The 13509-nt window shown below is 71.1% G+C and carries 14 protein-coding genes; 7 read left to right on the top strand and 7 right to left on the bottom strand.

The annotated features are described in order from the left end of the window. Nucleotides 1-227 precede the first annotated feature (227 nt). The 3 genes from Sri02f_RS12230 to Sri02f_RS12220 all read right to left on the bottom strand — a co-directional run bounded on the left by Sri02f_RS12230 (nt 228) and on the right by Sri02f_RS12220 (nt 3810). On the bottom strand, nt 228-1232 hold the full coding sequence (locus Sri02f_RS12230; RefSeq protein WP_109001166.1) for a lysylphosphatidylglycerol synthase transmembrane domain-containing protein: 1005 nt from the start codon (nt 1230-1232) through the stop codon (nt 228-230). 395 nt (nt 1233-1627) lie between these two features. Continuing rightward, a complete protein-coding gene (locus tag Sri02f_RS12225; RefSeq protein WP_109001165.1) occupies nt 1628-3061 on the bottom strand; it encodes a sensor histidine kinase in 1434 nt (477 codons plus the stop codon). Beyond that, nucleotides 3058-3810 carry a response regulator transcription factor gene (locus Sri02f_RS12220; protein ID WP_109001164.1) on the bottom strand — a complete coding sequence of 251 codons (753 nt, stop codon included), beginning with the start codon at nt 3808-3810 and terminating at the stop codon, nt 3058-3060. The genes Sri02f_RS12225 and Sri02f_RS12220 overlap by 4 nt, the downstream gene beginning before the upstream one ends. A gap of 92 nt (nt 3811-3902) precedes the next feature. Between Sri02f_RS12220 and Sri02f_RS12215 the strand changes: the two genes are divergently transcribed. From Sri02f_RS12215 to Sri02f_RS12205, 3 genes are all read left to right on the top strand, one after another. Beyond that, entirely contained in the window at nt 3903-5240 is a 1338-nt protein-coding gene (locus Sri02f_RS12215; protein ID WP_174855636.1) for a ferredoxin reductase family protein, read from the top strand. Nucleotides 5241-5433: 193 nt separating this feature from the next. Next, a complete protein-coding gene (locus Sri02f_RS42700; protein ID WP_245970606.1) occupies nt 5434-5670 on the top strand; it encodes an FMN-binding protein in 237 nt (78 codons plus the stop codon). Nucleotide 5671: 1 nt separating this feature from the next. Beyond that, complete coding sequence (locus Sri02f_RS12205; RefSeq protein WP_167467532.1) at nt 5672-6454, top strand: FAD:protein FMN transferase; 783 nt, start codon at nt 5672-5674, stop codon at nt 6452-6454. 388 nt (nt 6455-6842) lie between these two features. On the opposite strand, the gene Sri02f_RS12200 is transcribed toward Sri02f_RS12205, so the two are convergent. Both Sri02f_RS12200 and Sri02f_RS12195 read right to left on the bottom strand, forming a co-directional pair. Continuing rightward, a complete protein-coding gene (locus Sri02f_RS12200) occupies nt 6843-9101 on the bottom strand; it encodes an ArnT family glycosyltransferase (RefSeq protein WP_109001161.1) in 2259 nt (752 codons plus the stop codon). Beyond that, nucleotides 9098-9247 carry a hypothetical protein gene (locus Sri02f_RS12195; RefSeq protein WP_174855635.1) on the bottom strand — a complete coding sequence of 50 codons (150 nt, stop codon included), beginning with the start codon at nt 9245-9247 and terminating at the stop codon, nt 9098-9100. Before Sri02f_RS12195 ends, Sri02f_RS12200 begins: the two co-directional genes overlap by 4 nt. A 136-nt stretch (nt 9248-9383) precedes the next feature. Between Sri02f_RS12195 and Sri02f_RS43620 the strand changes: the two genes are divergently transcribed. The 4 genes from Sri02f_RS43620 to Sri02f_RS12180 all read left to right on the top strand — a co-directional run bounded on the left by Sri02f_RS43620 (nt 9384) and on the right by Sri02f_RS12180 (nt 12278). Continuing rightward, nucleotides 9384-9512: a hypothetical protein gene (locus Sri02f_RS43620; RefSeq protein WP_281261891.1), complete on the top strand. Its 129-nt coding sequence runs from the start codon at nt 9384-9386 to the stop codon at nt 9510-9512. A gap of 233 nt (nt 9513-9745) precedes the next feature. After that, complete coding sequence (locus Sri02f_RS12190; RefSeq protein WP_167467531.1) at nt 9746-10900, top strand: ABC transporter ATP-binding protein; 1155 nt, start codon at nt 9746-9748, stop codon at nt 10898-10900. Beyond that, a complete protein-coding gene (locus Sri02f_RS12185; protein WP_109001159.1) occupies nt 10897-11613 on the top strand; it encodes an ABC transporter permease in 717 nt (238 codons plus the stop codon). Before Sri02f_RS12190 ends, Sri02f_RS12185 begins: the two co-directional genes overlap by 4 nt. After that, nucleotides 11610-12278 (top strand): ABC transporter permease, encoded by a 669-nt coding sequence (locus Sri02f_RS12180; RefSeq protein ID WP_109001158.1) that lies wholly within the window; start codon nt 11610-11612, stop codon nt 12276-12278. The genes Sri02f_RS12185 and Sri02f_RS12180 overlap by 4 nt, the downstream gene beginning before the upstream one ends. A 188-nt stretch (nt 12279-12466) precedes the next feature. On the opposite strand, the gene Sri02f_RS12175 is transcribed toward Sri02f_RS12180, so the two are convergent. Both Sri02f_RS12175 and Sri02f_RS12170 read right to left on the bottom strand, forming a co-directional pair. Further along, nucleotides 12467-13066 (bottom strand): GTP-binding protein, encoded by a 600-nt coding sequence (locus tag Sri02f_RS12175; RefSeq protein WP_109001157.1) that lies wholly within the window; start codon nt 13064-13066, stop codon nt 12467-12469. Next, on the bottom strand, nt 13053-13496 hold the full coding sequence (locus tag Sri02f_RS12170) for a DUF742 domain-containing protein (protein WP_109001156.1): 444 nt from the start codon (nt 13494-13496) through the stop codon (nt 13053-13055). The genes Sri02f_RS12175 and Sri02f_RS12170 overlap by 14 nt, the downstream gene beginning before the upstream one ends. Between the last annotated feature and the right edge of the window lie 13 nt (nt 13497-13509).

Genomic DNA, 13509 nt, shown 5'->3' with positions numbered 1-13509 from the left:
CTGACGCCGGACGACCGGAGCTGACGCCACACGTCCAGAGCCGAGGGCGTACGTCCTGAGCTGAGGGCGGACGCCCAGAGCCGAGGGTGGACGTCCGGAGGCTGACGGCGGCGACGACGGGTCTCGGTACCGGCTGAACGCTGACGTCTGAACGCCGCCGTCTGACCGCTGCCGTCTGACCGCTGATGTCTGACCGCTGATGTCTGACGTTCAACGGGTGTCGGCGCTCACAGCAGTTTTCGCTGCACCAGCGCCGACGGCACCAGCATCCCCGGCAGCAGCGGCACCCAGACCGTCAGCACCCGGTAGCCGATGACCGTCGCCGTGGCCAGGGGCAACGGGGTTCCGTAGCCGGCCAGGGTGAAGACCAGGGCCGCGTCGACCGGGCCGATGCCGCCCGGCGCGGGCACGGCGCCGGCCGCGGTGCTCGCCGCGAGGAACGCGAACAGCAGCTGCGGCCACGACAGGGGCAGGCCCAGCGCCGTTCCCACCGAGGCCACCACGCTCGCCTGGATCAGCGGGGCCGCGACCGCTCCGCCCCACAGGGGCAGGAAGCGGGCGGGACGGCTGTGCAGGCGCCGGGCGTCGGTGAGCGCCGTACGGACGAAGTCCAGGGCGGGTCGGCGCAGGGGCCGCACGAGCACGTAGAGCCCCGCGGCCGCCGCAGGCGCCAGCAGGAGGCCGACGGCGGCCAGGACCAGCGTGCGACCCTCCGGGACAAGCCGGACAGGGGGCGCGGCGGCGGGTGCGGCGAGCACGAAGATCAGTACCACTGGCGTCTTCGCCACCGCTCTGACCAGGGAGTACAGGGCGATCGAGGCAGTGGCCCGGGGCAGCGGGACGCCTTGGCGCGTCAGGAACCGGACGGTGACCGCGTGGGCGCCGATGCTCGCGGGCAGCACGTGGTTCGCGGCGCCCGCGGCGATCTGAGAGGCCACCAGCAGGCCGGGCGGCAGCCGCTCGGTGATCGCGCCCTGACGGACGCAGGCGGCGGCGACCGCACCCAGGTAGGTGAAGAGCAGTCCGACCAGCAGCCACCAAGGGTCGGCGGCTGCGAGCCGGGCGGCGCCGTCGTGCACGGCACGCCAGTCGAGTGCCGCCCACACCGCGAGGAGCAGCAGCGGAAACAGGCGGAGGGCGCGGCGGGCCGCGGTCGCGCCCGGTGTGGGGCGGCGGACGTCCGCGACCGGGTGTTGCGGGGACGCGGTCTCGTCCAGGGGCAGCAGGGACACGGCGCACGTCGTCCTTCCGCGTCGTGACCGCGCGGCGGCGGCGTGACGGATCGAGGGCGAGTCCGGGGAGGGGACGGGGGAGTGGTTCCCCTCCGGTGTGACGGTGCGGTGTCCGGCAGCCGACGGAGCGCGGGCCGAAGGGCGACCGCGGAGCGGTGACGCAGGGGCGCGGTGAGACTGTGTCATTTCTGCCCGCGCACCCCGCGGTTCATCCCAGGCCCTCGCCGACGTTCACTCACCCCGCGGCGCCGACGAAGCCCACCCGGCCCAGCCTTGCGAGCCGACGGCGCCGCGCCCCCCCCGTCACTGAGCCGACGACGCCTATCCGGCCCAGCCCCGGGAGCCGACGAAGCCCACCCGGCCCAGCCCCGGGAGCCGGCGGCGCCGCGCCCCCGTCACAGGGGCAGCGTGACCGTGAAGACCGTGGTCTTCGCCGTGGGGCTCAGTTCCAGCGAGCCGCCGTGCGCCTGGACCAGGGAGCGGGCGACCGACAGGCCCAGACCGCTGCCGCCGCGGTCGCGGCTGCGGGCCCTGTCGACGCGGTAGAAACGGTCGAAAACGCTGTCACGATCGTCGGGCGGTATGCCGGGGCCCTGGTCGGCCACGTGGACCCGCGCCGCGTCCGGCGAGACGGTCACCTCGACGTGGACCGGCGTGCCCGCCGGGGTGTGCACGGCGGCGTTGGTGAGGAGGTTGTCCAGCACCTGACGGATGCGGTGGGGGTCCATCCGCAGGGGGACGGCGGCGGGGCCCGGCGTCATGGTCAGCGGATGGCCGGGGTGGCTCGCGCGAAACGCGTCGGCCGCATGCTCGACCAGCTCCACCAGGTCGGCGTTCTCCATCCGCAGCGGCGTTTCCACCTCGGCCGCGTCCAGACGGGCCAGCAACAGCAGATCGTCCAGCAGAAAGCCCATCCGGGCGGCCTCGGCGCGCAGCCGGGCCAGATGCTTGTCACGCTCCTCGGGCGCGTTGGCGGCCGCGTACTGGAAAAGGTCGGCGTAACCGCGTACTGACATCAGCGGGGTGCGCAGCTCGTGCGAGGCGTCGGCGACGAAACGCCGCAGCCGCTGCTCGGCCTCCGCGCGCACGGCGAGCGAGTCGTCGAAGTGCTCCAGCATCGTGTTGAACGCGGTGCGCAGCTCTTCCACCTCGGGGCCGCCGCCGGGGGCGTCGGCGCGCAGGGGGACACGGGACGCCGACTCGGTCAGGTCGTGGGAGGCGATGCCGTGCGCGGTGTGCGCCATGTCGCTGAGCGGTTTCAGCCCGCGCCGCAGCAGCGCCCGGCCGAACACCACGAGCGTCAGCAGTGCCAGGCCGAAGGTGACGACCTGGATCGTGATCAACTGACCGACCGTGTCTTCGAGATCGTCCATGGGCGCGCCGCTGACCAGCACCACCCCGGGCTCCACCTCGCAGGCGCGCAGTCGGTACTCGCCCTGCCCCGCGATGTGCGCGGTGCTCAGCATTTCGGCGTCGGCGGTCGTCTGCGCCTTGGCCAGGGCGGTGAGCTCGTCGACGTCCTGGGGCACGTCACCGGGTTCCTCGGGCTTGCGCAGCACGGGCTCGCCCGCGCGTACGTCGTAGACGGCGTAGTACCAGCCCCAGTACTTCTTCCCGGCCAGCGAGCCGGAGTCCACGAGGCTCTTGGACTGGGCGACCTGGGCGATCGCGAGCTGGTCGTCGAGCTGCGCCGACAGATAGTCGCGCATGTAGGTGGTCAGGGCCGTTCCGACCACCGCGAACACCACCAGCGACAGCGCGCCCAGACCGAGCGCCAGCCGCGTGCCGAGCCGCAGCCCGCGGTAGGACTGCTTGGGCCAGGCGATCACTCGGCCGCCTGCCGGATGACGTATCCGAAACCGCGTACCGTCTGGATCAGCGGATCGTCGCCCGTCGCGTCGAGTTTGCGGCGCAACCGGCTGACGACGAGTTCGACGACGTTGGAACGCCCGCCGAAACCGTATTCCCAGACATGGTCGAGGATCTGCGCCTTGGTGAGCACGCTCGGGGACTTGCGCATCAGATAGCGCAGCACCTCGTACTCGGTGGGGGTCAGGGTCAGGAGCTTTCCGTCGCGCCGGACCTCCCGGGTGTCCTCCTCCATGACGAGGTCCGCCACACGCAGCACGGAACGCTGGAAGCCGGGCCCGGCGCTGCGCCGCAGCACGGTGCGTAGCCGCGCCATCAGCTCTTCCACAGCAAACGGTTTCACCAGGTAGTCGTCCCCGCCCCGGGTCAGCCCGGCCACGCGGTCGGCGACCCCGTCGCGCGCCGTGAGAAAGACGACCGGCACCATCGTGCCCGAGCGTCGCAGACGGTCGAGCACCCCGAAGCCGTCGAGGTCGGGCAGCATCAGGTCGAGCACCACGATGTCAGGATGGAAGTCGGCGGCGCGACGCAGCGCTTCCTCTCCGGAGTTCGCGGTGACCGCGTCCCAGCCCTCGTAACGGGCGACCGTCGCCACGAGGTCGGCGATCGGCGGGTCGTCGTCCACGACGAGGAGTCGTACTTTTTCCACCCGCTCATAGTGCGCCACCCGCTGCACGGCGCCAGACCCGCGTCCGCCCTGCGCGCGCATCGATATGCTCTTGAAAGTTGTACGACAGGAAAACGACAGCAAAGCACGGAGAAGCTCTGAGTCATGAGGCCCCGATCTAGGAGTTTCCGTCCGTGACGACCGTCCAATCGCCTCCCGCGCCCCCCACGGCGATACGCCCGAAAGTGGTGGCCCGCACCGGCCTGTACGCCGTGCTGGCCGCGAACGCCGCCGTCGTGACCTGGTTCGCCGTGCAGGCGGGCTTCGCCTCCAACGCACTGGTCGTCACCGGCCGGTTCGCCGGCCTGTACGCCGCCCTGCTGATGGCGTTCCAGCTGTTGCTGGTGGCCCGGCTGCCTTGGCTGGACCGCCGCATCGGCATGGACCGGCTGACCAACTGGCACCGCTGGACCGGCTTCGGCCTGCTGTGGACGCTGGTCGGACACGTGGTCTTCATCGCCTTCGGCTACTCCCAGTCCTCCTCGATGAACCCCGTGAGCCAAGTCGTCGACCTCGCCGAAACCGTCGAAGGCGTTTTCCGCGCGGTCGTCGCGATGGGGCTGATCCTGGTGATCGGCGGCGCCTCGGCCCGCTGGGCCCGTCGCCGGCTCGCCTACGAGACCTGGCACTTCATCCACCTGTACGCCTACGTCGCCGTGGTGCTGGCCTTCACCCACCAGATCGCGGCCGGGACGACGTTCACCGCGTCGTCCGCGGCCACGGCCTACTGGTACGCGGTGTGGGGCGTCGCCCTGGGCTCCGTCCTGCTGGGCCGCCTCGTCCTGCCCCTGTGGCGGAACTGGCGGCACCAGCTGCGCGTCGAGGCGGTCGTGCCCGAGGCCGACAACGTCGTCAGCGTGTACATCACCGGACGCGACCTGGACCGGATGCCCGCCCGGGCCGGCCAGTTCTTCCTCTGGAGGTTCCTGACCAAGGACCGCTGGTGGCAGGCGAACCCCTTCTCCCTGTCGGCCGCGCCCGACGGCACCCGGCTGAGGCTGACCGCGAAGGCGGCCGGCGACGGCTCCGCGAGCCTGCGCCACCTGGCGCCCGGCACCCGCGTCTTCGCCGAAGGCCCCTACGGAGCCTTCACGGCGATGCACCGCACCCGCCCGGAGGCCGTGCTCATCGCCGGCGGCGTCGGCGTGACCCCGATCCGGGCGCTGCTGGAGGAGATCCACGGGCACACGGTCGTCATCTACCGGGTGGCCGGCGAGCGTGACGCCGTCCTCTACGACGAGCTGCGCGAGCTGGCGGTCGCCAAGGGCGCCGAGCTCCACCTGGTCACCGGGCCGTCGGCCCCCGACCGGCTGGCGCCTCGCGAACTGGCCGCGCTCGTACCGGACATCGCGCAGCGCGACGTCTTCCTGTGCGGGCCGCCGCCGATGATGAACGCGGTCCTCGGCACCCTGCGCGAGCTCGACGTGCCCAAGCCGCAGATCCACTTCGAGCGCTTCAGCCTGGCGGGATGAGAGAGACAACGTGAAGCGAGCACTGCCTGTCCTGGTCCTGTCCGTGGCGGGCCTCATCCCGGTCTGGCGCTACGCGCCGTCGACGGGGACGACCTCCACCACCGAGGCCGTCTCGACGCCCCCCGCGTCCTCCTCCGGCTCGTCCTCGTCCTCGACCTCCGCCTCAGGGTCGCCGGTCTTCACCGGCACGACCGTGACGACGGAGAAGGGCGACGTGCAGGTCCAGGTCACCTACGACGGCGACAAGATCACGGCTGTGAAGATGCTGAAGCAGCCGAACCATCCGCAGACGACGGCCGCGGTGCCGAAACTGATTGCGGAAACGCTTACAGCACAGAGCGCGGACATAGACGCCGTTTCCGGCGCGACCCTCACCAGCGACGGTTACAAGGAGTCCCTCCAGGCGGCGATCGACGCGAAGGGCGCCTGACGTGCAGCGCGTCGAGCACGTCATGGGGTTCCCGGTCTCCCTGCGGATCGACGACCCCGTCGTCGCCGACGAGACTGCCAAGGAGACCGCCAAGGAGACCGCCAAGGAGACCGCCGAGGCGACCGGGGACGCCGTGTTCGCCTGGCTGCGCGCGGTCGACGAACGGTTCAGCCCTTTCAAGCCCGACAGCGAGGTGTCCCGGTACGACCGGGGCGAACTGGCGGCCGACGAGCTGAGCGCCGACCTCGTGCACGTCCTCGACATCTGCGAGCGTTACCGGGCGGCCACCGGCGGCGCCTTCGACGTCCGGCTGCCCGGCCGCGGACTCGACCCCTGCGCGGTGGTCAAGGGCTGGTCCGTGCAGCGCGCGGCCGAGCTGCTGACCAGCGCCGGTCTCAGCCGGTTCTGCCTCAACGCCGGCGGTGACGTGGTGGTCTCCGGCGGTCCCTGGCGGGTCGGCGTACGCCACCCCGAGCTCGCCGACCGGCTGTGCGCCGTCCTCGACCTCACCGACGCCGCGGTCGCGACCTCCGCACGCTACGAACGCGGCGACCACATCCTCGACGGCCGCACCGGAAGGCCGGTCACCGGCATCGACAGCCTCACCGTAGTGGCCCCGACCCTGACCGAGGCCGACACCGTCGCGACGGCCGCCTTCGCCCTGGGCGCGGATGGTGTCGAGTGGGCGGCGGCGCAGGAGGGCTGTGAGGTGTACGCCGTACTGCCCGGCGGGCGCGTACTGCGCAGCGGCGGCTTCCCGACGGCCGACGCGGCGGCCGCGTGAGCGTCGCAGCGGGGGCGCTGGGAGCGGCCGTGTGGCTCCTCGGATGGGGCGCGGCCGTCGTCGCCTGGACCTCGGGCCGAGGACGCCGGCCCCCACCGCGTCAACGCCGTTGCCATTGAGCGGAGTTGATGCGGCGGCCCACAGATGCGCTGTTTCTGCGTCTGCGGTCCACTCGGTTCCCCTCCGTTCAGTGCCCGGTTTCCAGGAGTTGCCACCGCGCCGGGCTCACTCGGGCGCGGCTGCGGCAGCAGCCAGAATCCCGACCGCGGGCAGCGCACGGCAGACAGTGGACCGCAGGAGCGCCTGGACACCAGTGGAGGGAGGGCGGGCCGACGGTGACACCGGTGACCCGCCCTCTGTGCGTACGGCCGTTCCGTACCCGGGGTTCTCAGCTGACGTCGGAGGCGTCCAGGCGGTAGAGACCGCTGTAGTCGGACACGGCCGTGCCGTTCGCCTTGACCCAGGTGGAGATCCCCGAGTCGGCGGAGCCTTGACCGCTGTCGTCGATGACGACGTAGTGCAGCTTGCCCGCGGTCACGAGGCTCTTGAGCTTGGCGAGCGTCATCGCGTTGTCGCTGCCGGACCAGCCGCCCATAGAGATGACCGGCTGACCCGACTCCAGGATGATCGAAGAGGCCGTCTGGTCGGTGGCCACAGCCACCAGCCAGGTCGCGCCGTCCTGATTTTTCATCAGGAACGTGATCATCGCGGACGACACCTCGGCGCCACCGCCCATGCCGCCCCCGGTGCGGCCGTCGGCGGTCCCGGATGCGCCCGTCCCGGACTCCGTGGCGTCGGACTCAATGGCGTCGGATGCAGCGGCCCCGGAGTCAGCGGCCCCGGCCTCGGCCGAACCGGACCCGGCTGGACCGGTCTCGGGTGAACCGGCCTCGGCTGAACGTGGTCCGGTTGAGCCCGACTCCGCCGTGCCGGATGTGGCCGAGTTCCCGCTCGTCGAGCCGCTGCTGCTCGACGGCGGCCCGCCCATCGCCTCACCGTCGCCCGAACCGCTCGGCATCTCGCCGGAGTTCGTGCCAGGGTCGCCGTTCGTGCCGCTGGGCCGCTGGTCGCCCCCGCCCATGCTGCCCATCCTGCCCACGCCACCGGTGTTCGGGCCGGCCGTCGGGTTGGTGCCGTTGGTGGCGGAGGTGGCGGCCGAGACGGAGTACGCGGCCGGCCCGGCGAGCAGGGCCACGATCGCCGCCAGCGCGGCCACGGCCGTCAGCCCCTGCCGCTTCGTGAACCGGCCGACCAGCAGCCCGATCACCGCCGCGGCGCCTGCCACGCCCGCCACGACCTCGGCCACCGTGTACGGCGTCCCGGAGCCGGAAACCCGTTGCAGCAGCACGACCGCCCACACCGAGCAGGCCGCGACCGCGGCGGGCAGCACCCAGCCCCACCTCACCGCAGCGCCGTCCCGGAAGGCCTGGTGGAGCATCACACCGCCCGCGCCGGTCAGGGCCGCGATGCCGGGGGCCATGGCGGTGACGTAGTACGGGTGGAAGGTGCCCTCGGCGAGGGCGAAGATCAGGTAGTGCAGGACGAACCAGCCGCCCCACAGCATCAGTGCGGCCCGTCGTGCGTCGGTGCGGGGCACCCGGCCGCGCAGGACCAGTCCCGCGGGCAGGGCGATCGCCGCGAAGGGGATGAGCCAGGAGATCTGGCCGCCCATGATGTCGTTGAACATCCGGTACAGGCCGGCCTCGCCGCCGAAGCTCGCACCGTTGCCCTGCTGTCCCACGGACGAACTCGCGCCGAAGATGCGGCCGAATCCGTTGTAGCCGATGACCAGGTCCCAGACGGTGTTGTCGGTCGAGCCGCCGATGTAGGGGCGGGAGGAGGCGGGGATCAGGTCGACGACCACCATCCACCAGGCGCTGGAGACGAGCAGCGCGACCGTGCCCACGGCAAGGTTGCGTATGCGCTTGCCCAGCGAGGCGCGTGCGGCCCACAGATACACCAGGAAGAACGCCGGCAGGACGACGTACGCCTGCATCATCTTCGTGTTGAACGCGAAACCGATGGCGACACCGGACCAGACCAGCGGCATCAGCCGGCCGGTGCGTACCGCTTTCAGCAACGCGGCCGCGGCCAGCAACATCAGGAGGACGAGGATCGGGTCGGGGTTGGTGTCGCGCGTGAGGGCGACCGTGATGGGGGTGAAGGTCAGCGCCAGCGCGGAGAGCGTCGCCGCCACGGCGCCGAAGTCCCCCTTGATCAGCCGGTACAGAAGGGCTACGGAACCGGTACCTGCGGCGATCATCGGCAGCATCATCTGCCAGGTTCCGTAGCCGAGGACGCGGGCGGACAGCCCCATCACCCACAGGGCGAAGGGCGGTTTGTCGACCGTGATGAAGCTGCCGGCGTCCAGGGCGCCGAAGAAGAACGCCTTCCAGCTCTTGGTGCCGCTGTAGACGGCCGCGTCGTAGAAGGTGTTGCCGGTGATCGAGGAGACGTTCCAGGCGTACAGGGCCGTGGCCAGGACGAGGATCGCCCACAGGGCCGGTCGGGCCCAGCGGGGGTCCTCGGGAGCGCCGGTGAGCAGACGCCTGGCACGGGAGGCGAGCCCTCCGCCGGACGGCGGGTCCGCCCGGTGGCGGTGGTCGTCCTCCCGGACGGGAGCGGGCGGCGGGGCGAGGGTCGTCATGACGCGTACTCCAGGTGGGTGTTGGCCCCTAGGCGGCGGATGGGGAGACGGCCGATGCTGTCGGCGAGGGCAGGGGCCTCGTCGGACGCCGGCGCCACGACCTCGACCGAGCGCTGCCGGACCTCTCTCGCCTTCGTCTCGTTCATGGCCCTGACGATCGGGGGCCTGTCTGGGGGAACCCTGAGCCGTCCCTGAGGGAAGAGTGAGATTCAGCGGACTCACAGGTCGCGCACAGGCGGAAACCGTGTTCACACGGCATGGGCGACGTGATTCCTTGCTCGGGTGAGTCTGACGAGTGAGATCTTCCTGGTGGGAGAAGGCGGAGCCCTCGACATCCTGACGGGGGAACGGGACGGGCGGCCCGAAGGGACCGATCTGGCCGGTCCCGAGTCGTGGCGCACCCAGGTGTAGCGCTTGCTGCGAGGGGCTCGCGGAGCAGACCTGTCCGTCCGATCGGACGGACCGGAAACACCGCTGTCACATCGAAGCCCGGCTGGACGGCATCGGGGCGAGCGCGCGGTACGCCCGTCGGGTCGGCGGCGGACTGCTGATCTGGTAAGCGGTCTAGACTCTCCCCGCAATGACTCGGACTCGATCGGTCGAGTACGGGCGGAAATTGCCAGACCCGAAGGGTATTCGGCGTTTTGATACGGATAGATTCAGTCACCAAGCGGTACCCGGACGGCACGGTGGCGGTCGACCGGCTCTCCCTCGACATACCGGACCGTTCGATCACCGTCCTGGTCGGCCCCTCGGGCTGCGGCAAGACGACCACCCTGCGGATGATCAACAGGATGGTCGAGCCCAGCGTGGGCGCGATCCTCATCGACGGCGTCGACAGCCGGCAGCAGTCGGTCAACACCCTGCGCCGGGGCATGGGTTACGTCATCCAGAACGCCGGACTCTTCCAGCACCGCACCATCGTCGACAACATCGCCACCGTGCCCCGGATGCTCGGCTGGAGCAAGGACAAGGCCCGCGCGAGGGCCCGCGAACTGATGGAACGGGTGGGGCTCGACGCCTCGTTCGCCAAGCGCTACCCCTACCAGCTCTCCGGCGGCCAGCAACAGCGCGTGGGCGTGGCCCGGGCGCTCGCCGCCGATCCGCCCGTGCTGCTGATGGACGAGCCCTTCTCCGCCGTCGACCCGGTCGTCCGCAAGGGCCTGCAGGACGAACTCCTGCGCATCCAGGCAGAGTTGGGCAAGACGATCGTCTTCGTCACCCACGACATCGACGAGGCCGTCAAGCTGGGCACGATGGTCGCCGTGCTGCGCACAGGCGGACGGCTCGCCCAGTTCGCGCCGCCCGCCGAGCTCCTCTCCGACCCCGCCGACGCGTTCGTCGAGGACTTCCTCGGCGCCGACCGCGGCATCCGGCGCCTGTCGTTCTTCTCCTCCGCCGGCCTGGACCTGCTCACCGCCCCGGTCGTGGCGATCGACGCCACCGCCGAACAGATCGCCGCCCGCGGCACGACCGAGGCCCCCTACGCCCTCGTCACCGGTCTGGACGGCCGTCCGCTCGGGTGGAGCGAGCCAGACCGGCTGACGGCCGGGCAGATCGACGTCGGCCGACTGCTGCCGTGCGGGCGGCCTTTCGTCGCCGGGCAGGACTCGCTGCGGGCCGCGCTGGACTGCGCCGTCCTGTCGCCCACCGGCTGGGCCGTCGCCGTGGACGACGAGGGCCGGGCCGCCGGAGTCGTCTCGCAGGCCTCCATCGCCGAGGCCATCCGCGGCGCCCACGCGGAAGGCCGCGAGGAACCGCGGAGCACCGGAGCCGGCGTCCAGAAGGTCATCCGGTGAACCGCTTCTTCGACATCCCGAGCGACCTCCAGCACGACTGGCTCGGCCTGATCGGGCTGCACTTGCGCGAGGCCCTGCTGCCGGTGCTGGCCGGACTGCTGCTCGCGCTGCCGCTGGCGCAACTGTGCGTGCGGCTGCGCTGGCTGTACCCGCCCGTGCTGTGGGTGACGACCGTGCTCTACGCGATTCCGTCCCTGGCCTTCTTCGTCGTCCTCATCGACTACACCGGGCAGACCGAGCTCACGGTGATGATCCCGCTCACGATCTACACCCTCGTGGTGCTCGTGCCGGCGATCGTCGACGGCGTCCGCTCGGTGCCGCAGGAGACTCTGGCCGCCGCGACCGCCATGGGCTTCGGCCCCGTACGCCGTTACGTCCAGGTCCAGTTGCCGATCGCGGTGCCCGCCATCATCGCCGGTCTGCGGGTGGCGACGGTGTCCAGCATCAGCCTCGTCAGCGTGGGCATGCTGATCGGCAACCAGGGCGCGCTCGGCAACCTGCTGCACGACGCGCAGATCTACAACCGGCCCGAACTCGCCTGGAACTCCGTGCTCACCAGCGCCGCCCTCGCGGTCCTGGCCGACGCCCTCCTGGTCGTCGTGCGCGTCCTGCTCACCCCGTGGATGCCGAGCGGTCGTAGCGCCGGCAGGTCCAGGGGCACAGGCGTCCGGCCAGAGACGGCCGTGCCAGCCCTGGAGGACGCAGCCCGGTGAACGTACTCAATTTCGTCAGCGCTTTCTTCAGCGACAGCGCCCACTGGCACGGTTACGACGGGATTCCCACCCGCCTGTGGGAACACGTCCAGTACTCCCTGGAAGCGCTTGCACTCGCTGCGGCCATCGGGCTCCCCGTAGGCCTGGTCACCGGCCACTACGGACGCGGCGGAAACGTCCTTTCTCTGGTCGCCACCGCGGCTCGCGCGCTGCCCACCTTCGGTCTGCTGGTGGTGGCGACCATCGTGCTCGGGTTCGGCATGCTGCCGGTGATGATCCCGCTGGTCATTCTCGCCGTCCCGCCGATCCTGGTCACCACCTACGAGGCGGTGCGCTCCGTCGACCCGTCGCCCGTGGACGCCGCTCGTGGCATGGGCATGCGCGAGACCGACGTCCTGCTGCGCGTCGAACTGCCCGTCGCGCTGCCGCTGATCTTCGGCGGTCTGCGCTCGGCGGCCATCCAGATCGTCTCCACGGCCACCATCGCCGCGTACGTCAGCCTCGGCGGCCTCGGACGCTACATCGTCGACGGTCTCTACCAGCACGACTACGAGAAGGTCGTGGGCGGCGCCGCCCTGGTCGCCGGTCTCGCACTGGTGACGCTCGCGCTGTTCTGGGCGGCCACCAAGGCAGCCGTCTCACCAGGGGTGCGCAGGAGCAACTAAGAGGAACCGCGGTGCGGGGAAAGGAGTTTCCCCGCACCGCGGTTCCGTTGACGAGCTCTCGTCGTACTCGTCGTACTCGTTGTACTCGTCTTTGTCTTCGGGCTTGTCGTTGTCTTCGGGCTTGTCGGGATGATCGTTCTGATCGCTCCGATCGCTCTGATGTGGCTGTGCGGAGCGCGTTCGCCTCGTCAGCGCTCCGAACGGGCCAGAGCCTGTTCCAGCACGACGAGCAGCGCGTCCCGTACCGAGCCGCGCTCGCGCGCGTCGAAGACCAGCAGCGGAACGCCGTCCGAGACGTCGAGGGCCCAGCGGACATCCTCCAGCGTGTGCGCCACCTGACCGTCGAAAGCGTTTACAGCAACGGCGAACGGGATCTGCTTGTGCTCGAAGTAGTCGACGGCGGCGTAGCAGTCGTCGAGTCGGCGGGTGTCGACGATGACCAGCCCGCCGACCGCGCCCTCCACGATGTCGTCCCACATGAACCCGAACCGCTCCTGTCCGGGCGTGCCGAACAGATAGAGCTTCAGGGTCGGGTCGATGGTGATGCAGCCGAAGTCCATCGCGACGGTGGTGGTGGTCTTGCGGGGCGTGTGGCTGAGGTCGTCCACACCCGCCGCGACCTCGGTGATCGCCGCCTCGGTGGTCAGCGGCTCGATCTCGGATATCGAGCCGACGGCTGTGGTCTTGCCCACGCCGAAGCCGCCCGCGATCACCAGTTTCACCGGCAGCGGCGGCCGTACGGCGGACTGGCCGGCCGAGGCGCGGACCAGCGGTTCAGTCGGTGTCACGGAGTACTCCCCGGGAGTCGGGGATGGCCCGCAGGCCATCGATAACCCTGCGCAGGACGGACGCGTCGTGGGTGACGCCGGAGTCGGGCACGTGCACGGACAGCTGCCCCGCCGTCCGCAGGTCCTCGGCGAGGACCCGCACCACGTTCAGGTGCAGCCGCAGCCGGGCCGCGATCTCCGCGATCGACTGCGGGACGCGGCAGGCGGCGACGATGTCGTGCTGCTCGAACGAGAGCCGGTCGAGCGCGTCGATCCCGTCGGTGGTGGCCACCAACTGGGTCTCCACGGGCATCGACCGGCCGGACGACGCCTCGCCCGAGCCGCCCGCGACCCGTCCGGCGGTGACCAGGAAGGGCCGGACGGCGGGCGCGGGCCCGACGGGGGCGACGCCGTCCTCGCCGGCCCCGCGCGGGGTGCGGCCGTCCGCCATCGGTGTTCGCTTT

This window comes from Streptomyces rishiriensis (assembly GCF_003112535.1).
In the GTDB taxonomy this organism is placed as follows: Bacteria; Actinomycetota; Actinomycetes; order Streptomycetales; family Streptomycetaceae; genus Streptomyces; species Streptomyces rishiriensis.
The sequence above is the reverse complement of the archived record's forward strand: the minus strand, read 5'-3'. Positions and strand labels throughout refer to the sequence as shown.